Source organism: Halopseudomonas oceani (assembly GCF_963677335.1).
Taxonomy (GTDB): Bacteria; Pseudomonadota; Gammaproteobacteria; order Pseudomonadales; family Pseudomonadaceae; genus Halopseudomonas; species Halopseudomonas oceani.
In genome coordinates, this window is the sequence record NZ_OY781932.1 from 3,104,331 (window position 1) to 3,123,225 (window position 18,895).

Genomic DNA, 18,895 nt, shown 5'->3' on the forward strand with positions numbered 1-18,895 from the left:
TGACAGCGAGAAGCTGGCCCGACATCCGTAAACCGGCTGTTACAGGTGGTTTGGCTATAATCTTGCATACCATCAGCGCTCGATGTCCCGACCCCGGAGAAGAACGTGTTTACTGGACAGCCACTGCCCTACTTCCAACCCCTGATCGATACTGCAACAGGCCGTATCGCCGGCTACGAGGCGCTGGCACGCCTGCGCGACGATGAGGGCAACATCTGCAGTGCTGGTCCGCTGTTTACCGACCCGGAGGTCTCCCAGGCTGAATTGCTGGAGCTGGACCGCAGTATTCGTCGCCAGGCCCTTGAACGCTTTCGCGACACCCCCGAGGGGTTCCTCAGCCTGAACATCTCTCCGGCCTGGGTCAGTCAGTTGGAGCCAGGCCAGCCGTTGCCTAGCCTGCAGCTACTGGAAGAGCTGGGGCTGCCAACCGATCAAATCGTCTTCGAGATCACCGAGCTGCAAGGCAGTATCGAGCAGCTGCGGGATGTGGTGCAGCGCTACCGCGCAGCGGGTATTCGCATTGCGATTGATGACTTTGGCGCCGGTTACTCAATGCTTGATCGGGTGCTGGCTCTGGAACCGGATATCCTCAAGCTGGACATCCAGCTGTTCCGCCAGGCCGCGGCAGGCAACAGCAACAGCGGCGACTTTGTCCGCGCGCTTGCGCTGATGGCAGAAAAGAGCGGCTGCTGGATCATTGCCGAAGGGGTAGAGACTGAACAGGAGCTGCACTTCGCGCTGGAATGCGGCGCCCGCTACGTGCAGGGTTATCTGTTTGGCCGCCCGGAAGAGAACTTTCTGCCCAGCGATGCCGTGCAACAACAGTTTTCAACCATGCGCGACCACTACGTGCATGCCAAGTTGGCCGAGCGCGAGAAGTTGGCGGGCCTGCGAACGTCGCTGGCCGAGCTGTTCGCCGAGCTGCGCCTGTGGCTCAGTCGCGGCGCCCTGCCTGCACATCTGCCCAACCCGCGGAACTATCCCTGGCTGCTGCGCTGCTTCCTGTGCGACGCCGAAGGCACACAGATCTCACCCAACTTCGATTGGCGCGGTGACGCCTGGCACACCGACCCTCGCTACCTTGATCACAACTGGTCATGGCGGCCGTACTTCTATCAGATTCTCGCTGAAGCTGGCGAAGACAGCCGCGTGATCCTATCGAACCGCTACCGAGACGCCACGACCAACCAGTATTGCATGACCTCAGGGCTGTTCATCGATGACAGCCGCCACCTGCTGCTGGTCGACATCGACACGTCATTCCTCTGACCGCCGTTCACTGCCGCTCACGCGGCAGTGAAAGCACCACCAGAAGGCCGCCCTCAGGTGCCTGCTCCAGTCCGAGGGTTCCCTGATAGGCAGCGACAAGATCACGCACGATGGCCAGACCAAGGCCATGTCCCGGCGCTTGCTGGTCCAGCCGAGTGCCACGCCCCAGCACCTGTTCGCGTGCAGCGTCATCAATACCAGGGCCGTCATCAGCCACCTCCAGCCGCAGCTGCTCAGCATCCAGCTGCCAGCTCAGCCGGACTCTGGAGGCCGCCCACTTGCAGGCGTTATCCAGCAGATTGCCCAACAGCTCAAGCATGTCCTCTCGATCAAATGGCCAACGCGCCTCTGAATCACCGTCAAGCGTTACCGTAGGTGTGCTCGGGTAAAGGCTGGCCAGCGTCTGCACCAGCGCGGGCAGGTCTGTAGCGGGGTCAAAGCGCTGACCGCGTGACTGATCCGGCGCCAACCGAGCACGCTGCAGACTGCGCTCCAGCTGGCCACGCATACTTTGAAGCTGCTGTTGCAGTTCCGCCAGTTGGTCCGCCGGCAATCGCTCAGCGAGACTGTCGAGACGGCTCTCAATAACCGCCAGCGGGGTTTTCAGCGCATGACCAAGATCACCCGCACTATTGCGCGCACGTGTCAGCAACGCCTCGATCTGTCGCCCCAGATGGTTGATCTCAGCAACCAGCGGCTGTAATTCGTCCGGCACCTGCTCGGTCAGTTGCAGTCGCTCGCCGCTGCGCCACTCGGCCAGCTCCTGCTGCACCCGCCGCAGTGGCAAAAGCGAACGACGTAACAGCCATTGCTGCAGCAGTACCGCAAGCAGAATCACTGCCACCGCCAATCCGCTGATCCACCAGCTGGCCCGCCGGAACTCGCTGAGCAGCGGTTGGTAGTCGACGGCAACACTGATGGTCACCAGCTCACCCGCCTTGCGATACTGGCCAGACCAAACCAAAAGCTGCTGGCCCTGCGGCCCCTGTAACAGCTCACCTTGCAGGCCGTCGCCGGATAGAGGCAAACGGTGATCCCAGAGTGAGCGGGAACGCCATTTCTCCCGCCCCTGCACCACGAAGTAGCGCCCGGAATAGGGCCTGCGGTAATCCGGGTCGACCTTATCCATGTCGAGATAAAGGCCGTCGCTGCCTTCCGTCAAGGCGGCCAGCAAGCTGTCGGTCTCGCGCTGCAGCAACAGTGTGATGTAGTTGCGCTGGGCCCGGTCATACAACCAGGCGCTGCCTTGCACAATCAGCAGCACACTGCATAGCAGCAGAGGCACCAGAGTCACCGCCAGCCGGCGACTGATTGACCGCATCACGCCACTCCGACCAGAACGTAGCCCTGGCCGCGGCGGGTTTCGATAGCCTCACGCCCAAGCTTGCGACGCAGGTGGTTTATCAACACTTCGATGACATTGGAATCGCGCTCGTCCTCATAGTCGTACAGGTGCTCTGCCAGCCGCGTCTTGGACAGCACCTTGCCCGGATTCAGCATGAAGTAACGCAGCAGCTTGAACTCACTGGCCGACAGACTGATCGGTTCAGCTGTGCCCAAGGTCACCTGCTGGTGGGCTTCATCCAGCCGCAGACCAGCCGCAGTCAGCAGCGCTTGTGGCTCACGACCGTGCGCACGACGCAGCAGAGCCTGCACCCGTAGCAGCAGCTCTTCGTTGTGAAACGGCTTGGTCAGGTAGTCATCCGCGCCAGCTTGCAGACCCTCGACTCGCTCGGTCCAGCGGCTGCGCGCCGTCAGAATCAGCACCGGCAGGGTGCTACCGGCAGCACGCCAACGGCGCAGTACCTCCAGGCCATCCAGGCCGGGCAGTCCCAGATCCAGAATGGCCAGGTCGTAAGGCTCCTGCTCACCCAGCAGCGCTGCATCGCGACCGTCTGTGCGCCAATCCACCGCGTAACCCGCGCGCTTGAGCACCGTATTCAGGCTGTCTGCCAACGCGACATTGTCCTCAACCAGCAGCAGCCGCATCAGTCAGTCGTCCTCTTCCACATCGAGCAGCTCTCCGCTGACCGCGTCATATTCCAGTTCCATGATCCGTCGATCACGGGTCACGACTTCCAGTTCATAGATAAAACGCCCGTCATCGAGTTCCAGTTCGGCCTCCAGAAAGTGGCCGGGAAATCGCATCAGGGCGTCTTCGATAAGTTGTGGCAGCGGCAGAATACGCCCCTGCTCTGTCAGCAACAGCACCTCGTCCTGACTGAGGTCCCGCGCTGCTGCCACAGCGGGCAGCAGCGCCAGAGAACTTAACAGCAGGGCTGACAGGAACGACCTGTCAGTCGTCGCGACGGTGTTCGAGCACGTCGCCATTGGACGCATCCAGGTCAATATCCCACTCCTGCCCTTCGGCATCGCGGATTTCGACTTCGTAGACATAACGGCCATAGTGCTTATCCAGATCGGTGTCAGTGATGGTACCCGGCTGTACCGACAACGCCTTTTCGTTCAGGCTTTCCAAGGATTGAATGGTACCCTGTTCTACCAGCGTACCGACTTCATCCATACGCACATCGTCATCAGCCAGCAGCGCAGAGCTGCCAAGAGCCAGGATGGCAGAACAGGACAGGGCGACAAGTTGTTTGTACATGTTGATTTCCTCCGTTGCGTTTAGACAGTTTCAGACTATAGCGTTGAGCTGAAACCAACCTTAAAATTGGTCGCGCACTCTAAGGGACTCTGTACCACATGACAGCTATTCATGTTTCTGCTCCGGCATTGACGCTCCGGGCAGGACACCGTGCCATCGAGCATATCCGCGCAAACGGCCTGCAGCCAGCAGACGTACACATGATTCCGGGCGCCGCCGGAGGCCCCAAGGCACTGGGTATTCAAGGGCTGGATCTGGCGCTGTTTGGCGAATGGTTGCCCAGGGCGCCGCAACCACGCAGCCTGATCGGCGCGTCCATCGGCAGTTGGCGTTTCGCCAGCGCCTGCATGCCTGACCCGGTGCATACCCTGCGCCAGCTCGGCGAGCTGTATACCGCCATGCGCTTCCCTAAGGGTGTGACCATCCAGACCATCAGCGCCGCCTGCGGCGAGATGATTGATGAGTTGCTGCAAGGTCAGTTCGAGGCCATCCTCAGCAACCCCAATTACCGTCTCAACATCGTTGTCGTAAAGAGTCTTGGCCTGCTGCGTCACGATTCCCGCGCCCGCCTCGCGCTCGGACTCGGCGGCGTGATCGGCGCCAACCTGCTGGGTCGCCGTCACCTTGGTCGCTTCTTCGAGCGGGTGATCCTGCACGACCCGCGGCAGTTGCCGGAGCTGGAAGAGTTGCATGACTTCACCAGCGCACATGTCGAGCTGACTCCCGATAACCTGCGCTCGGCGCTGCTGGCGTCCGGATCCATTCCGATGGTGATGGAAGCGGTGCGCGAGATTCCCGGTGCCGCGCCCGGTGTATACCGCGATGGCGGCCTGCTCGACTATCACCTCGACCTGCCTTACACCGCACCCGGCGTTATTCTCTATCCGCACTTCATCGATCGTGTGGTGCCCGGCTGGTTTGACAAGACCATTCCCTGGCGCAAGCACAACGCCCAGCAACTGCGAGACGTACTGCTGCTAGCGCCCTCACCCGAGTATCTGGAACGCCTGCCCCACCGCAAGCTGCCGGACCGCAAGGACTTCAACCGCTACGTGTATGACAACGACGGCCGCGAGAAGTACTGGCGCAAGGCAATGAGCGAAAGCCAACGCATGGGCGACGAGTTCCTCGAACTGGCCGATTCCGGACGCCTGATCGACCGACTCAAACCGCTGTGAGCCAACCGCACGAGGCTATGCCCTGCCCGCTCTGCGCGGCACCTGCTCACTGGCTGCTGGATGACCGCAAGCGCAGCTACTGGCAGTGCGAAAAGTGCCTGATGGTGCATGTACCAAAACGCTGGCAGCTGAGCGCCGAGCAGGAAAAGGCCGAGTACGATCGCCACGAGAATCACCCCGACGATCCGGGCTACCGACGTTTTCTCTCCCGGCTGGCCGAGCCGCTACTGCAGCGTCTGCCAGCCGCCAGCAGTGGACTCGATTTCGGCTGCGGCCCAGGCCCCGCGCTGGCCATGATGCTGCGCGAGCACGGCCATCAGGTTGCCCTGCACGATCTCTACTACCATCCCAACCCCGCGGCCCTGCGCCAGCAATGGGATTTCATCACCGCAACCGAGGTAGTCGAGCATCTGGCCGCTCCGCGTGAGGTGCTTGAGCAGCTGTGGCAGTGCCTGAAACCAGGTGGCTGGCTCGGCCTGATGACCAAGCGGGTCAGCAACCCCGAGGCCTTCAGGACCTGGCACTACAAGAGCGACCCGACCCACATCAGTTTTTTCAGCGAACAGAGTTTCCGCTGGCTGGCGACGCGGTGGCAGGCAGAGCTGGAGGTGATCGGCGCGGATGTGGTGCTGCTACGTAAGCCGATGCTCAACGCGGGCTGAAGCACTCAGTAAATCCCTGCGGGTCCGCCTGAAAGGCACGAATGCACGTCTGGCAGACGCACACGCGGTTGCGCAGCGCGGCCGGCACCAGTACCAACATGGCTTTAGGCACCTGCAACGTAAAACACCAGCAGGCACCGCTGTCCGCTGTACAGGCGTTGCTACCGCCGCAGAATGGACACGCACCGGAGTTAGCGTTGCCACTCATTAGCGAGCCACACCGTTGACCGGCCCGGTCGGGCTGGGGCAAAAGCACGCCGCGTTACGTGGCAGAGGCGCAGCCAGGTGGCAGGCGCCGATCGGCGTCGCACAAGCACTGGCCGGCAGATACGGAGTGAAATCAAAGGGTACTCCTGCACAACGGGCAACGGTCTGTGCGCGTTCAAGCCCGGATGGATAGTTGCCCTGCATCAGCGGCCCCTGACTGGCGAACTGGTGGATAGTACGATTCAGGTCGGCGTACTCACGGGTCTGTGACAACGCTGCCGCTGCCCAACAGTCAGCTTCCAGCTCCTGCGCCCGGGTAGCCCAGAACTGCTGAGTCCGAAACCACATCCCCTGCGGCGTCACATGGCCGCTGCGGTGGTGACCACACTCATGGGCCAGGGTAAATACGCGGGACATCGTCCAGTTCGCCATGATGCCCGGATCGGCATAGATAACCGGCCCCTGAGCATCCATCGCCGCGGAAGCCATCTGTGGATTGGGCGTCACAATGACGCGGATACCGCAAAAGGCATCCCAACCGGCAAACATCGCTTGCGCCTGCGCTCCGCCGGCGAGCAGAACAAACAACACAATCCAGACAAGTTTGCCAGCCATCCCTGACGCCTCGATTCAGCGAGCCAAGCGGCTCAACAGGTTGTTCTTCACCGCCGGCCATTCGCTGGCGATGATCGAGTAGACCACCGTATCGCGAATCGACCCGTCCGCCAGAATCTGATGGCTGCGCAGCACGCCATCCTGTTTGGCCCCCAGACGCTCTATCGCGGCTCTTGATGCCTGATTGAAGAAATGCGTACGAAATTCGACTGCGATGGCCCCTGCGTTCTCGAACAGATGCCCCAATAAGAGTAGCTTGCTTTCGGTATTGATCGGGGTACGCCTGGCTGCATCGGCATACCAGGTGTAACCAATCAACGCGCGACGATTGACGGTATCGACATCATAGTAACGGGTACAACCCACAATCTCTCCACTGGCCAGACTCCGCACCGCATAGGCAAGATTGCCCTGCTCTGCGCCCAGCATCGCCCGCTCGACGTATTCAGGCATCGCAGCAGGCTCAGGCACGCTGGCATACCAGAGCTTCCAGCCCTCACCGTCGGTCACCGCCTGCTGCAGCGCAGCGGTATGCTCCCGCTGAAGGGGCTCAAGTAACACATGCTGACCCTGCAACGGGCCCGAAGGAATAAACATGCAAACTCCCGAAAGACGGATCAGCGGCTGCCGATAACCCGGCGAGCGCCCTTGAACGAGCGCTGCCAGAAAGAGGAATCCAGCTCATCGACCCGCACGACACCACCGGTGCTGGGCGCATGCAGGAAGCGCCCCTCGCCGATGTAGATGCCTGCATGGTTGACCCTGCCGCCGTTCATTGCAAACAACACCAGATCGCCCGGCGCCAGCGCATTCTCTGGCGGCCTGGAGACCTTCATGTTGTAGAGATCAGACGTCGTGCGCGGCAGGCTGACACCGGTTGCTTCGCGGTAGACGTACTGGATCAGGCCGCTGCAGTCGAAGCCGGTCGAAGGCGACGTGCCGCCCCAGCGGTAGGGCGTGCCAACCAGACTGAAGGCCTGAAATACCACATCGTTGCGTGCCACTTCATCGCTGTCAGGCAGCGACTGAACCGGGGTTGGCAAGGAGACGCTGACCGGCGCCTTGGGCGCACTGGAGCACCCTGCCAATAATGCAGCAACAAGCAATGTCAGCAGTCCAGCGAGCCGCATCCGGCCACCTCCAGCACAGGGGTTCTGATCAAAAAATGCACCGGGAACGACCCGAGGTCAAGAATTTACTTTAACTTCATATGGCAAGCGATCAGCTTTTATGAAGATTCAGTGATTTACTGTGAGCGCCAGCATCATTGATAACTGACACAGTGGCCTGCCGCTTTCAGAATGCCACTGGTTGAACGCCGCCTGTGCCGCGGCCTGATCCCGCTGACTGGTCGGCGCCTTGTCGATAATGCCCTGCGCCTTGAGCGCGGCAACCACGTCATCGGTGGCAACCCAGGTATCCTTGCCGACCATTCGCAGCAACCGCGGTGCCGACTGGCCGCCAAGCTGGGCGCCGCGCTTGGCCAGCAACCGCCAGAGGCCAATGATGTCCTCAACCGGCCAATCGGCGATCAGGTTACCGACCGAGCCATACTCGGCGCGCAGATCGAGCACCAGTTGGGCATTGCGCGGCACACTCCGCAGCTTGCCCAAGTGACGGATGATCCGAGTATCAACCATCAAACGCTCAAGGTGCTCAGCACTCATCAGCACCACTTTTTCCGGATCGAAGCCGAAGAACACCTCTTCAAAAGCGGGCCATTTGGCATCGACCAGACTGTGCTTGAGGCCTGCCCGAAAGACACGCAAGGCGATCAGTGAAAGATAGCGGTCATCGCTGATCGCACGTAGCTGCTCGGCCGCCTTCGGCTGCGGCAAACGGGCTTCCAGTGCCTCGGCAGAACCAAAACGGTTGAGGCAATACTCGTGCAACCAGCGGTAATCCTGCATCGGCTAATCCTGAAATCAGAGGTTCATTACATTCAGGACGCGGGAAGCGGCCTGCTCGTCGATACGCAGGCCAGCAAAATCAAAGAGCGCGGTGTCGGCCAGCTGCGACGGCTGGACATTCTTCAGGGCGCGAAAGATATTCTCAACCCGCCCCGGGTTAGCCTTCTCCCAGCCCTGCAGCATGTCCTTGACCACCTTGCGCTGCAGATTTTCCTGCGAGCCACACAGATTGCACGGAATGATCGGGAAGTTCTGCAGAGTCGCGTAGGATTCGATATCCGCTTCGTTGCAGTACGAGAGCGGGCGAATCACCACGTTGCGACCGTCGTCCGAGCGCAGCTTTGGCGGCATCGCCTTGAGATTGCCGCCAAAGAACATGTTGAGGAAGAAGGTCTCAACGATGTCGTCGCGGTGATGCCCGAGTGCCATCTTGGTCGCACCGATCTCGTCGGCGAAGGTGTAGAGGTTGCCCCGGCGCAGGCGCGAGCATAGCGAACAGGTCGTCTTGCCCTCCGGAATCTTCTCCTTGACGATCGAATAGGTATCGCGTTCGAGGATGTGATACGGCACGCCAATGCTGTCCAGATAGGCGGGCAGCACCTCTTCCGGAAAACCCGGCTGCTTCTGGTCCATGTTAACCGCCACCAGCTCGAACTTGATCGGCGCGACCTTCTGCAGGTACAGCAGCATGTCGAGCATGGTGTAGCTGTCCTTGCCGCCGGACAGGCAGACCATCACCTTGTCGCCGTCCTCGATCATGTTGTAATCGGTCACTGCTTCGGCAGTCAGGCGACGCAGACGTTTCTGCAGTTTGTTCTGGTTGACGCTCAGGTGGCTCATGGACGGGGTACCGGCTCGGCAAAAACGCGCATTCTACTGAAATCTGCTGTACATAAAAACAACAACCCCCGACAGCAGCGCTGACGGGGGTTGTTGCTGGCTCAGGCAGGCCGGATCGATCAGCGCAGGTAGACAGGCCCTACGCCGAAGCCCCAGAAGATCACCGAGGTAGCGATCATGGCGACCAGCACCACGAGCCCAACCGCGAGTACGGAGCTTGAGAACAGAAATCCCTCATCACTGGGGATGTCCATGAAAATGGGAATGCCCTGATACAGCAGATAGACCGTGTAGGAAATCGCAGCAGTCCCCACCAACATGCCCAGCCACAAACTCGGATAGAGCGCGGCGAGACCGGCAACAAACAAAGGCGTAGCGGTGTAGGCCGCAAAGATCACACAGTCGTTGAAACTCGGGCTAGCATCATAGGTACGCGCCATCCAGTGAATGAAGGCGCCCATCACGGCAACGCCAGCCAGCATCGCAACGTAGGACAGTACCGTCAGTTGCAGCGCACTGGCCTGCGTCAGTTTGACGGCGTCTTCCGTGCCGATCGCCCACCCCACCTGGGTGGTGCCAATATAAGCTGAGACGACCGGAATGGCGGCTAACACCAGCACGTGGGTAAGATACATGTGCCCAATGCTTTCGTCCTCGCCCTTGATTTCTTTCCACTCCTCGTCGGGATGAGTGAACAGCCCCACTACGTGATGGATCATGGTCTGACCTCCTAATTATTATTCGCCTCCGCGCAGCATCCGCCGCCGGAGAGGGCGGACGCGGGTCTTCCCCGGGCCCTGACTTGACTATAGTCAAAAAGCGTTTGAAGTAAGCGGGTTTGCTTAGAGAGATTGGCGACTTCAGTTTTTGCCGTAATAGCGTTGCAGAATTAGCATCGCCTGATTGATCTCCTGCGCGCGAGCGGTACTGCCGCCGCGATCAGGGTGGTGCTGACTGAGTAGCCGCCGGTACTGGCGTCGACACGCCGCAGCGTCAGCGCCCTCATCGAGTTCAAGTACAGCCAGCGCGGCGCTGACCTCGGGTTCGGAAACGCTGACCCGGCCCCGCCAGAAGCTGTCAATCAGCCGCTCCACATCATCCCGATTGGTATCGCGCCAGTGATCCCAGTCCAGGTAGTAGCGTCGCAGCGGATCATCGACCTGCAGCCCGGCCACACCCGGCAAGCGCGGTCGCAGCTGAATTTTCAATGCATGAATGTCCAGCACCAGCCCCTGCTGAGCCACCTGATCGGCCAGCCGATAGAGCTGATGAAACAGCAGAAAGTGCAATCGAAAGAGCTGCAGCGGATGGCGCAGCGCGCCGGGTTCGGCAAACAGCGACGCCGGAAACTCTGTCGCCAGCGCCTGCAGCAGCGCATATTCGCTCTGCCCGGCCGGATGAGCGTGCAGCAGCCGCAGCAACACATCATCAAAGTCCGCGGGTAAGAGCATGTCTGGGTGCAGTTCAATCATGGACCGAGTGTAACAGAGAGCCCTTTTCCGGCCGTTACTCGCTGTCATCACTTTGCCATCAGAACGACAATCTCCTGTCATCGCCATTACGTATCAATGTCATCTCCCTATAAACCAACAACAGGCAGTTGACGATGAAGAAATGGATGATGGCAGCGACCAGCGCCGCCCTGCTGGCAACCCTGGCTGGCTGCAAGAGCAGCAGTGATAACAACGACGCGCCCGCGGTGGTGACCCCCGAGAGCATCACGTTGAGTTACCTGGGCCGCTACAGTGCAGGCATCTTTGGCCAGAGTGCAGCCGAAATCCCGGCCTTCGACCCGGTCAATCAGCGCATTTTCATCGTCAACGCGCAAAAAGGCGCCGTCGACGTGCTCGACGCTGCAGATCCAACCAACCCGGCCCTGCTGCAGGAGCTGAACGTCGAGGCCATCACCCAGGGCGCGGTGGTCAACAGCATCGCTTACAAAGGCGGCTATCTGGCGGTCGCCGTTGAAGCGCCAACCAAAACCGACAACGGCTGGGTCGCCTTGTTTGACGCCACCAGCCTGGAAATGCTCGGCTATGAACAGGTCGGCGCCCAGCCGGACATGGTCGCCTTTACCCCGGATGGTCAGTACGTGCTGACCGCCAATGAAGGCGAACCGAACGATGACTACAGCGTTGATCCTGTCGGCTCCATCAGCATTCTGAGTGTCTCCGACGAAGGGCTGGTTCAAGTTCGCACCGCCGACTTCAGCGCCTTTAATGCCCAGGTCGATGCCCTGCGCAGTGCCGGGGTCCGCATCTACGGTCCGAATGCCAGCGTCGAGCAGGATCTGGAGCCCGAATACATCGCGATCTCCAGTGACAGCAGTACAGCCTGGGTATCACTGCAGGAAAACAACGCCCTGGCCAAGGTTGATATCGCCACGGCTACGGTCACCGACATCCTGCCACTGGGCTACAAAGACCATGGCCTGGAAGCAAACGGCCTGGACGTGAGTGACTCCGACGACGCCATCAATATTCAGAGCTGGCCAGGCGTGCTCGGCATGTATCAGCCCGACAGCATCGCTGCCTATGAGGTTGGCGGCGCAACCCTGCTCGTCACGGCCAACGAAGGCGACTCCCGCGCCTGGGGTGAAGATAACCAGGACTACTGGGACGGCGATGACAGCAAGGGCTTTGTCGAGGAGTTTCGCGTCAAGCATCTGGTTCACGCCAACGGTTTTGACCGTCGTGCTGGCGACGACCTGCCGCCGCAACTGCGCGCACTGGCCGCAGGCGCCCTGCTCAACCCGACCACCTTTGCCTACTGCGGTGCGACCACCGCTGATCCGGGCGACTGCCGTGCCGATGAAAACCTCGGGCGCCTGACCGTGGCCTGGACCGACGGCTACCGTAAGGACGTCAACGGCAATCCGGTACTGTTTGATGCCGCAGGCAACGAAAACCTCGCGGGTGACCGCCTGATGTACGACAACCTGTACGCTTACGGTGCCCGTTCGTTCTCAATCCGTGACGCCGACGGCCAACTGGTCTGGGATTCCGCCGACAAGATTGAACAGTACTTCGCCAGCGCAGAATGCATGCTCGGGGCCAACCGCGACATTCCCTGCACCGACTACTTCAATGCGACCCACGACGAAGGCGACACCTTCGACAACCGCAGCGATAACAAGGGGCCGGAACCGGAGGGCGTGACCGTCGGTAAGCTCGGCAACAAGACCTTCGCGTTCCTCGGTCTGGAGCGCGTCGGCGGCGTCATGGCCTGGGATATCACCGACCCGGCCGCCCCGTTCCTGGTTGATTACCTGAACACCCGCGAAGACTGGACGACGGAAGATCCGTCCACCGTGCTGGCCAACGCGGGCGACCTCGGGCCGGAAGGTCTGGTGTTTATCCCGGCGGAAGATTCACCGAACGGTGAGGCACTGCTGGTGATCGGCAACGAAGTCAGCGGCACCACCGCGGTCTATCAGGTCAATCAGGTTTTGAACTGAGTAGGCAAGGCCGGAGCATTCTGGCCACCGCAACACACCCTGCCGACCCGATATCCGGTCGGCAGGGCTGGCTTCAGGCCACCTCTCCTACTCCTTCCTGCAGCAGCAATTGGCCGTCCTGCCCCTGTCGCACCGCCTGCAGGAACTCATCACCCCAGCGACGAATATCGTTGTACTGCACCACGCCGAACAATTCGCGCAACCGTGCCAGGCGTTCTGCCTTGCCCAGCGTCAGACCGATATAGAGGGTATCGCGCAGGTCATGCGGATCATGCGGATTGGTCAAGAGCGCCCCATGCAGCTCCGCTGCCGCGCCAGCAAACTCCGACAACACCAGCACACCGCTGCCCTGACACAATCCCTGGGTCGCAACGTACTCCTTGGCAACCAGGTTGAGGCCGTCACGCAGCGGCGTGATCCACATCACGTCGGCCATCAGGTAGTAGGCCACCAGATCCTCGAACGGCACCGCGCGGTAGAAGAACTGCACCGGCGTCCAGCCAACTCGCGAAAAGCGCCCGTTGATACGACCAACCGCCTGCTCAATCTGGCTGATCAGCTCGTCGTAAATGGTCATCTCGCGGGCCGCTGGCACACAGATGGTAATCAGACTGACCTTGCCGACTAGCTCCGGGTGCGCCTCCAGCAACGCTTCAAAAGCCAGCAGCTTGGCGTAGGTACCCTTGGTGTAATCAAGCCGCTCAACCGACAACACAACGCGAATACCTTGCAACTGATCACGCAGCTCAGCGATCAGCTGTTGGCAGTGGTTGCTGTCGATCACATTCTGCACCCGGCCAATGTCCAGCCCGACCGGATGGGCACCCAGACCAATCTGCCGACCATGCACGCTGATGCGGGAGGTCATGCGATCCAGCCCAACCGCGCAACCATAGGTGAGATAACGCGGCGCACAGCCCCTCTCTTCCAGCACCTCCAGCGGTGCCACGCCACGGGCGACATCGACGAAGTTCTCCGCCTGACGGGGAATATGAAAACCGATGTAGTCACACTGCAGCAGGCTGCCGATGATCTCGCGCCGCCAGGGCAGCACGTTGAATACGTCGGCCGAGGGGAAGTAGGTGTGATGAAAAAAGGCGATATTCAGATCCGGGCGCAGCGGCCGCAGGAACGCCGGTACCATCCACAGGTTATAGTCATGCAGCCAGACTACGGCGCCCTCTGCCGCTTCCGCCGCCGTACGTTCGGCAAACAGGCGGTTGACCTTGAGGAATACCGCCCAGTCCTCCTCGCGGAACACCGCCCGTTCCCAGAAGGTGTGCAGCGTCGGCCAGAACGCTTCCTTGGAAAAGCGCTTGTAGAACACGTCCACATCGTCCTTGCTGAGCGCGACCCGCGCCGCCACCAGATTCGGGTAACGCTCGGCATCTACCTTGGTATGCACCTCGAAGGCCTCGCGCTGACGCGGGTCGTGAATCGACCAGGCCACCCAGGAGCCGGGCTGGTCGCCACCAAAAAAGCTCAGCAAGGTCGGCAGAATGCCATTGGGTGAGGTTGGCGGGCGGCGCACCAGCTTGCCATCCTCGATGACTTCTTCGTAGGGCAGACGGTGGTAGACCATCACTAGGTCCGCCTTGCCCTTGATCTCCAGATCCCGCAGTTCGGAATCCACCCCCAGCGGGCCAAGAAAGCCGAAGTGTGAGACCGCTTCCAGAATCCCGCCGCAACCACTCAAGCGCGCATGCAGCACTTTGGCCCGGTCGGCGGTGGCTTCCAACAGCCCTTGCTCGGACTCGCCAACACACACGCCCATGAAGCCCTGCTCGTACATCGACAGATCATTCAGGGTGTCGCCGGCCACCAGTACCCGTTCCATCGACTCACCAAGGTGCTCGACCAGCCGGCGCAGGGTGCTGCCTTTGTTGACGCCTAGGGGTAGGCAGTCGAGATACATGCCCGCCGAGAACAGCAGATCGCAGCCCAAATCGGCCGCCGCCTGTCGGACCCGATCGGTCACCGCGCCCGGTTCACAGAACCAGGAGCAGCGCCGCTGCTGCGGCACCTCCTGGCGATCCAACCCGGGGAACATCGCCATGCGCTGCGCCACAACCTGCTCTCCCGGCCAGCGCTGCTCAATCTCACTCTGAACCGGATAGACCGGCTGCAGCGTTTCACCATCGACCACGGTCGCACCCACATCACAGATGATGTAGTCCGGCCGTGGAATGGCGGGATCAGAGAGCAATGGCACCACGACCTCCAGCCCTCGCCCGGTCACGAACACCAGAGTGATACCTGGGTGTGCGTTGATCAGTTGATACAGGCGCTGCCGGTTGTCCGGATCGCCTGCCAGAAAGGTTCCATCAAGGTCGGTTGCCAACATCATGGGCATCATCTCCATCTTGCTGCTCGGATTCATCGCGGGCGACCTCCCGGCCGTCCACGGTTTGATTGCTGCCTGCTACCTCTTCACCACTTGCCTCTTCCAGCATCATTTCCAGTACCGCTGTCGACGTACGGACCATCGGCACCTGATGCGCCGCGCCATCAACGATGCGATCGTCGCCCTGGCGTAGCTGGCGCAAGGCATAGACGGCAATCAGTGAGAACATCAGGGCAAAGAACAAGGGCAGCGCCTGCGCCGCCGTGATGCCCATCAGGGCGCCAGCCAGCGCCGGCCCAACGGCCGCGCCAAGACCATGCAGCATCAGCAGCGCGGCGTTGCCTGAAAGAATATCTTCCTGGTGTAAATGATCGATCAGATGGGCCACCACCGCCGGGTAGACCGAAAAGGATCCGGCGCCGAAGATCGCCGCACCGACCAGCAGCCACAGTCCGAACGGACCAAGCAGCGCCATCAGCACCCCGCCCACCGCCGCTACGCTGGCGATAACCGCCAGCGCCCGACGTCGGTCGATGCTGTCGGACAGCCGTCCCATCGGCCACTGGGCCAGCGCCCCGGCAAGGATGACCAGCGAAACAAACCCGGCAATCTGCGCGGTGTCCATCTCCATGCGCGCGGCATAGACCGCCCCCAGCCCCCAGAACCCGCCCATACCGAGACCGGATAACACCGCGCCAGCGCAGGCCACCGGCGCGGCCTGCCAGAGGCGCTTGAGCGATAACGGTGGATTGTCCTGAATCAGCGGTTGCGAAAGCCGGGTCGCCGAAACGGGCATCACTGCCAGCACGATAAAGGTCGCCGCTACCGCAAACAGGGTAAAGGTCAGCGGGCTGTCCCAGTTCAGCATCTGCTGGGCCAGCGCCAGCGCACCAAGGTTGACCGCCATGTAGCAGGCAAACACCTGCCCGCGGCGCTCCGGCGGAGCCTGGGTATTCAGCCAGCTTTCGATCACAGTGTAGATACCCACCAGCGCGACACCGGTTATCACCCGCAGCAGCAACCAGAGGCCGGGTTGAATCCACAGCAGGTGAATTAGTACGCAGGCCGCTTCGGCGGCAGCGAGAAAGGTAAATGCACGCACATGCCCCATGCGCCGAATCAGCCGCGGACATAGCCAGGTGCCGAGAATGAACCCGGCGAAATAGGCTGAGCCGAGCAGGCCCAGAGTCTGATCACTGAATTGCTCGGCACTACCCCGCAAGGCCAGCAGGGTGTTGAGCAGTCCGGTACCCAGCAGCAGCAACGCTATGCCGCAGAGCAGTGCCGCAATGGGCAACAAAAGCCTGATCATGGAGCCGCGTCTCCCAAATGGTGGATCGGTTCCAGGCAGGGTATGTGGGTGCAAATAGGGGTCTTTCTGACCCGCGGATATTTATATTCAGCTGTAAACACCCTACCCCAATCCGCCCCCGATGACCAGCGCCGGGCTCAGGGTGACATTCGCCGGTTTGCGCGCCCGGACCATCGGGTTACACTCGTCGAAAGGTTCACCCGTTGAGACCCAGAGTTCCCTATGGCCACACTGAAAGATAACGTTCGCACACTCTGCACCCCGCTGCTGACACCGCTGGAAAAGGGTGATGCGCCCTTTCACTACGCCCCCAAGAGCCGCCTGATTCTGGTCATCATGTGCACGCTGTTCCTGACGATCGCCATCGGCCTGGCGGTGCTGCTGCCCTCCGGCAGCGATCCGTTCTTCATGCTTCCAGTCGCCGTGTTCGGCCTGATCGGTCTACTCGGGCTGCTGATCGCCTGGGTGGGTACTGATCGTGCCGTGTCCCGCCTGTGGAACAGCCGGCAAGGTTGAGTGCCATGAGTCGCAAGCAGCTACTGATCGTCGCCCATGCGCCCTCGCCTAATACCCGGCGACTGGCTGAAGCGGCGCTGCGCGGTGCCAGCCATGCCGATATCGAGCAGGTGGACGCGCGCTGGGTACCGCCGCTTGAGGCGCAACCTGACGACGTGCTGGCAGCCGATGCCATCCTGCTCGGGACCACGGAAAACCTCGGCTACATGAGCGGCGCGCTCAAGGACTTCTTCGACCGCTGCTACTACCCGGTGCTGGAGGAGAAACAGGGACTACCGTGCGCGCTATATATCCGCGCCGGGATGGATGGCACCGGCACGCGCCGCGCCGTCGAATCGATCGTGACCGGGCTGCGCTGGAACTGGGTACAGCAACCCCTGACCCTGCGCGGCGACTGGCAGGAGGAATTTGAGCAACAGGTGGAAGAACTGGGGCTGTATCTGGCTGCCGGTCTCGACAACGGGGTGTTCTGAGTCGATGGACCGTCTGATCGCCCGTACCGACGAGTGCTACCAGTTGGCCGAGCAGCACTTTCGCCGCCGTTTTCCGCGCCCAGACATTGAACTGGACTTGCGTGGTCAGCGCGCTGGCGTCGCCTATCTGGATCGCAACCTGCTGCGCTTTAACGGCCGCATGTACCGCGAAAACCAGGAGCACTTTCTGCAGCACACCGTGGCCCACGAGGTCGCGCACCTGATTGCCCATCAACTGTATGGCCACCGCATTCGCCCGCACGGGCGCGAGTGGCAGGGCTTGATGACCAGCCTGTTCGGCCTGCCGGCCAATCGCTGCCACAACTACGCGGTGCCCAGCCGCCGCGTCACCCGCTATCTGTATCGCTGTGCCTGCCCGGACCCGATGCCGTTTACCGCCCAGCGTCACGCCCGGGTGGCTCGCGGGTCGCGCTATCTGTGCCGCCGCTGCGGCAGCCAGCTGCACTTCACCGGCAGTCGTCAGCAGGGATAGCGTCTTCGGCCCTGCGCAGCACTTCCACATAGGGGCGCAGGCTATAACCGAGCTGTTGCTCCAGGCTGTCTGCCCATCGGCGCATTGCCGCTTGATCCAACGGCAATTCGCCGGCAGCAGGAATGAACAGAATGATGTTGCCCTCTTCCACTTCAGCCTGCAGATAGCGATCACCAAACAGCTTTTGCAGACGCTCTGCGGCATACGGTTTACCGGTGTGCCCTAGCTGCCACTGATTGACCACCATCAGGCCGCCCGGACGCAGTGCCTGGTGGCACTGTTCGAGAAAATCCATACGCAGCTGCAGCGCAGTAATCCCCCCTTCCATGTAAAGATCCAGCAGCACCAGATCGGCACTGGCCTGTTCACGCGGGACAACGTTTTCGGCGCTATCGATCAGTACCTCAAGCCGTGGGTCGTAAGGCAGACCAAACCAGCGCCGCGCCACCTCGACCACTCCTGGGCGCAGCTCCACGGCAGTAACCCGCCGGGGTTGCAGGTGGGCAAGCACCGCACTGACCAGCGACCCGCCGCCCAAACCGAGCGCCAGCGCCCGGTCGATGTCTTCGAGCCAGAATCCGGCCAACAACATGGCACGGGTATAGTCGTACTCCAGCCAGGCCGGGTCATCGATCAAGCCGCAACTTTGCTCAGTCGCTTCACCGAAATAGAGATACCGCAACTCACCCATCTCGCTCACCCTGATCAGGCCGAAATCATCCCGCAGGCGCGCGATTTCGCACTCCTGCTCGCCTGCCAAACGGCCACTGAACCATGCGCCGATCTGCTTGAAGCTGTCCAGAATCCCCATTGCTCGCCACTTCGCCCCTGTTGTCTGACGCTGTCACTATAGACGGCGCGCACAGTAGCAGTTTTGCTTCAGGTCTCGCGATTTTTTCCTCGTTCCTGCCGCCGAAAGCCGCGCGCACGCATTGAGCCCAATGCCCAAGAGCGCCTAAAATCACGGCGCGGACCGCGCCTTGCCAACCATCCAATCCCTCTCAGGTACAC

22 protein-coding genes are annotated in these 18,895 nt (G+C 61.1%); 7 read left to right on the forward strand and 15 right to left on the reverse strand.

Annotated features, from left to right (window positions below; genetic code table 11):
* Positions 1-105 precede the first annotated feature (105 nt).
* Complete coding sequence (locus tag ACKPCU_RS14515) at positions 106-1,269, forward strand: EAL domain-containing protein (RefSeq protein WP_104737705.1); 1,164 nt, start codon at positions 106-108, stop codon at positions 1,267-1,269.
* A gap of 7 nt (positions 1,270-1,276) precedes the next feature.
* Here the strand turns inward: ACKPCU_RS14515 and ACKPCU_RS14520 are convergent, their stop codons facing one another.
* From ACKPCU_RS14520 to ACKPCU_RS14535, 4 genes are read right to left on the reverse strand one after another with little or no spacing between them, the layout of a single operon-like run.
* Positions 1,277-2,590: a sensor histidine kinase gene (locus ACKPCU_RS14520; RefSeq protein ID WP_104737706.1), complete on the reverse strand. Its 1,314-nt coding sequence runs from the start codon at positions 2,588-2,590 to the stop codon at positions 1,277-1,279.
* Positions 2,590-3,258, reverse strand: coding sequence for a response regulator transcription factor (locus tag ACKPCU_RS14525; RefSeq protein WP_321347754.1), 669 nt, complete (start codon positions 3,256-3,258; stop codon positions 2,590-2,592). Before ACKPCU_RS14525 ends, ACKPCU_RS14520 begins: the two co-directional genes overlap by 1 nt.
* A gap of 3 nt (positions 3,259-3,261) precedes the next feature.
* A complete protein-coding gene (locus ACKPCU_RS14530; protein ID WP_146040298.1) occupies positions 3,262-3,600 on the reverse strand; it encodes a PepSY domain-containing protein in 339 nt (112 codons plus the stop codon).
* On the reverse strand, positions 3,566-3,877 hold the full coding sequence (locus tag ACKPCU_RS14535; RefSeq protein WP_104737708.1) for a PepSY domain-containing protein: 312 nt from the start codon (positions 3,875-3,877) through the stop codon (positions 3,566-3,568). Before ACKPCU_RS14535 ends, ACKPCU_RS14530 begins: the two co-directional genes overlap by 35 nt.
* 98 nt (positions 3,878-3,975) lie before the next feature.
* Between ACKPCU_RS14535 and ACKPCU_RS14540 the strand changes: the two genes are divergently transcribed.
* Both ACKPCU_RS14540 and ACKPCU_RS14545 read left to right on the forward strand, forming a co-directional pair.
* The gene (locus ACKPCU_RS14540; RefSeq protein WP_321347758.1) at positions 3,976-5,055 is read left to right on the forward strand and encodes a patatin-like phospholipase family protein; all 1,080 of its coding nucleotides are present in this window, start codon (positions 3,976-3,978) and stop codon (positions 5,053-5,055) included.
* Positions 5,052-5,717 carry a class I SAM-dependent methyltransferase gene (locus tag ACKPCU_RS14545; RefSeq protein WP_321347760.1) on the forward strand — a complete coding sequence of 222 codons (666 nt, stop codon included), beginning with the start codon at positions 5,052-5,054 and terminating at the stop codon, positions 5,715-5,717. The genes ACKPCU_RS14540 and ACKPCU_RS14545 overlap by 4 nt, the downstream gene beginning before the upstream one ends.
* Here the strand turns inward: ACKPCU_RS14545 and ACKPCU_RS14550 are convergent.
* The 8 genes from ACKPCU_RS14550 to ACKPCU_RS14585 all read right to left on the reverse strand — a co-directional run bounded on the left by ACKPCU_RS14550 (position 5,704) and on the right by ACKPCU_RS14585 (position 10,761).
* The gene (locus ACKPCU_RS14550) at positions 5,704-5,925 is read right to left on the reverse strand and encodes a cysteine-rich CWC family protein (protein WP_321347762.1); all 222 of its coding nucleotides are present in this window, start codon (positions 5,923-5,925) and stop codon (positions 5,704-5,706) included. The two genes, ACKPCU_RS14545 and ACKPCU_RS14550, sit on opposite strands and share 14 nt — an antisense overlap.
* Positions 5,925-6,539 (reverse strand): ImmA/IrrE family metallo-endopeptidase, encoded by a 615-nt coding sequence (locus tag ACKPCU_RS14555; RefSeq protein WP_321347764.1) that lies wholly within the window; start codon positions 6,537-6,539, stop codon positions 5,925-5,927. Before ACKPCU_RS14555 ends, ACKPCU_RS14550 begins: the two co-directional genes overlap by 1 nt.
* A 15-nt stretch (positions 6,540-6,554) precedes the next feature.
* Positions 6,555-7,136 carry a GNAT family N-acetyltransferase gene (locus tag ACKPCU_RS14560; RefSeq protein WP_104737713.1) on the reverse strand — a complete coding sequence of 194 codons (582 nt, stop codon included), beginning with the start codon at positions 7,134-7,136 and terminating at the stop codon, positions 6,555-6,557.
* Positions 7,137-7,156: 20 nt separating this feature from the next.
* Entirely contained in the window at positions 7,157-7,669 is a 513-nt protein-coding gene (locus tag ACKPCU_RS14565) for a C40 family peptidase (RefSeq protein ID WP_104737714.1), read from the reverse strand.
* A 108-nt stretch (positions 7,670-7,777) separates the two neighbouring features.
* Entirely contained in the window at positions 7,778-8,449 is a 672-nt protein-coding gene (locus ACKPCU_RS14570; protein ID WP_104737715.1) for a DNA-3-methyladenine glycosylase I, read from the reverse strand.
* A 15-nt stretch (positions 8,450-8,464) separates the two neighbouring features.
* Positions 8,465-9,289, reverse strand: a complete 825-nt coding sequence (gene ttcA, locus ACKPCU_RS14575) for a tRNA 2-thiocytidine(32) synthetase TtcA (RefSeq protein ID WP_104737716.1) — start codon at positions 9,287-9,289, stop codon at positions 8,465-8,467.
* Positions 9,290-9,408: 119 nt separating this feature from the next.
* Positions 9,409-10,008: a Yip1 family protein gene (locus tag ACKPCU_RS14580; RefSeq protein ID WP_321347768.1), complete on the reverse strand. Its 600-nt coding sequence runs from the start codon at positions 10,006-10,008 to the stop codon at positions 9,409-9,411.
* A 141-nt stretch (positions 10,009-10,149) separates the two neighbouring features.
* Complete coding sequence (locus ACKPCU_RS14585; protein WP_321347771.1) at positions 10,150-10,761, reverse strand: DNA-J related domain-containing protein; 612 nt, start codon at positions 10,759-10,761, stop codon at positions 10,150-10,152.
* 134 nt (positions 10,762-10,895) lie between these two features.
* Here ACKPCU_RS14585 and ACKPCU_RS14590 point away from each other — a divergent pair, with 134 nt between their 5' ends.
* The gene (locus ACKPCU_RS14590; protein ID WP_321347773.1) at positions 10,896-12,746 is read left to right on the forward strand and encodes a choice-of-anchor I family protein; all 1,851 of its coding nucleotides are present in this window, start codon (positions 10,896-10,898) and stop codon (positions 12,744-12,746) included.
* Positions 12,747-12,819: 73 nt separating this feature from the next.
* Here the strand turns inward: ACKPCU_RS14590 and ggpS are convergent, their stop codons facing one another.
* The gene (gene ggpS / locus ACKPCU_RS14595) at positions 12,820-15,093 is read right to left on the reverse strand and encodes a glucosylglycerol-phosphate synthase (protein ID WP_321347775.1); all 2,274 of its coding nucleotides are present in this window, start codon (positions 15,091-15,093) and stop codon (positions 12,820-12,822) included.
* Positions 15,071-16,402 (reverse strand): MFS transporter, encoded by a 1,332-nt coding sequence (locus tag ACKPCU_RS14600; RefSeq protein ID WP_104737720.1) that lies wholly within the window; start codon positions 16,400-16,402, stop codon positions 15,071-15,073. Before ACKPCU_RS14600 ends, ggpS begins: the two co-directional genes overlap by 23 nt.
* A 222-nt stretch (positions 16,403-16,624) precedes the next feature.
* On the opposite strand from ACKPCU_RS14600, the gene ACKPCU_RS14605 reads away from it, so the two are divergent.
* The 3 genes from ACKPCU_RS14605 to ACKPCU_RS14615 are packed head-to-tail and all read left to right on the forward strand — an operon-like array spanning position 16,625 to position 17,884.
* Positions 16,625-16,918 carry a hypothetical protein gene (locus tag ACKPCU_RS14605; RefSeq protein ID WP_104737721.1) on the forward strand — a complete coding sequence of 98 codons (294 nt, stop codon included), beginning with the start codon at positions 16,625-16,627 and terminating at the stop codon, positions 16,916-16,918.
* A 5-nt stretch (positions 16,919-16,923) separates the two neighbouring features.
* Complete coding sequence (locus ACKPCU_RS14610) at positions 16,924-17,391, forward strand: flavodoxin family protein (protein WP_321347779.1); 468 nt, start codon at positions 16,924-16,926, stop codon at positions 17,389-17,391.
* A 4-nt stretch (positions 17,392-17,395) separates the two neighbouring features.
* Positions 17,396-17,884, forward strand: a complete 489-nt coding sequence (locus ACKPCU_RS14615) for a SprT family zinc-dependent metalloprotease (protein ID WP_104737723.1) — start codon at positions 17,396-17,398, stop codon at positions 17,882-17,884.
* Here ACKPCU_RS14615 and ACKPCU_RS14620 read toward each other — a convergent pair.
* On the reverse strand, positions 17,859-18,695 hold the full coding sequence (locus ACKPCU_RS14620; RefSeq protein WP_321347781.1) for a methyltransferase domain-containing protein: 837 nt from the start codon (positions 18,693-18,695) through the stop codon (positions 17,859-17,861). The genes ACKPCU_RS14615 and ACKPCU_RS14620 overlap by 26 nt on opposite strands.
* Between the last annotated feature and the right edge of the window lie 200 nt (positions 18,696-18,895).

Excerpts from the sequence above, each read along its gene's own strand:
- ACKPCU_RS14610 (WP_321347779.1), top strand. The coding sequence starts at position 16,924 with ATGAGTCGCAAGCAGCTACTGATCGTCGCCCATGCGCCCTCGCCTAAT.
- ACKPCU_RS14520 (WP_104737706.1), bottom strand. The coding sequence starts at position 2,590 with ATGCGGTCAATCAGTCGCCGGCTGGCGGTGACTCTGGTGCCTCTGCTG.
- ACKPCU_RS14585 (WP_321347771.1), bottom strand. The coding sequence starts at position 10,761 with ATGATTGAACTGCACCCAGACATGCTCTTACCCGCGGACTTTGATGAT.
- ggpS (WP_321347775.1), bottom strand. The coding sequence starts at position 15,093 with ATGATGTTGGCAACCGACCTTGATGGAACCTTTCTGGCAGGCGATCCG.
- ACKPCU_RS14555 (WP_321347764.1), bottom strand. The coding sequence starts at position 6,539 with ATGGCTGGCAAACTTGTCTGGATTGTGTTGTTTGTTCTGCTCGCCGGC.
- ACKPCU_RS14600 (WP_104737720.1), bottom strand. The coding sequence starts at position 16,402 with ATGATCAGGCTTTTGTTGCCCATTGCGGCACTGCTCTGCGGCATAGCG.
- ACKPCU_RS14540 (WP_321347758.1), top strand. The coding sequence starts at position 3,976 with ATGACAGCTATTCATGTTTCTGCTCCGGCATTGACGCTCCGGGCAGGA.
- ACKPCU_RS14615 (WP_104737723.1), top strand. The coding sequence starts at position 17,396 with ATGGACCGTCTGATCGCCCGTACCGACGAGTGCTACCAGTTGGCCGAG.
- ACKPCU_RS14590 (WP_321347773.1), top strand. The coding sequence starts at position 10,896 with ATGAAGAAATGGATGATGGCAGCGACCAGCGCCGCCCTGCTGGCAACC.
- ACKPCU_RS14535 (WP_104737708.1), bottom strand. The coding sequence starts at position 3,877 with ATGTACAAACAACTTGTCGCCCTGTCCTGTTCTGCCATCCTGGCTCTT.
- ACKPCU_RS14580 (WP_321347768.1), bottom strand. The coding sequence starts at position 10,008 with ATGATCCATCACGTAGTGGGGCTGTTCACTCATCCCGACGAGGAGTGG.
- ttcA (WP_104737716.1), bottom strand. The coding sequence starts at position 9,289 with ATGAGCCACCTGAGCGTCAACCAGAACAAACTGCAGAAACGTCTGCGT.
- ACKPCU_RS14530 (WP_146040298.1), bottom strand. The coding sequence starts at position 3,600 with ATGGCGACGTGCTCGAACACCGTCGCGACGACTGACAGGTCGTTCCTG.
- ACKPCU_RS14560 (WP_104737713.1), bottom strand. The coding sequence starts at position 7,136 with ATGTTTATTCCTTCGGGCCCGTTGCAGGGTCAGCATGTGTTACTTGAG.
- ACKPCU_RS14570 (WP_104737715.1), bottom strand. The coding sequence starts at position 8,449 with ATGCAGGATTACCGCTGGTTGCACGAGTATTGCCTCAACCGTTTTGGT.
- ACKPCU_RS14565 (WP_104737714.1), bottom strand. The coding sequence starts at position 7,669 with ATGCGGCTCGCTGGACTGCTGACATTGCTTGTTGCTGCATTATTGGCA.
- ACKPCU_RS14550 (WP_321347762.1), bottom strand. The coding sequence starts at position 5,925 with ATGAGTGGCAACGCTAACTCCGGTGCGTGTCCATTCTGCGGCGGTAGC.
- ACKPCU_RS14525 (WP_321347754.1), bottom strand. The coding sequence starts at position 3,258 with ATGCGGCTGCTGCTGGTTGAGGACAATGTCGCGTTGGCAGACAGCCTG.
- ACKPCU_RS14605 (WP_104737721.1), top strand. The coding sequence starts at position 16,625 with ATGGCCACACTGAAAGATAACGTTCGCACACTCTGCACCCCGCTGCTG.
- ACKPCU_RS14620 (WP_321347781.1), bottom strand. The coding sequence starts at position 18,695 with ATGGGGATTCTGGACAGCTTCAAGCAGATCGGCGCATGGTTCAGTGGC.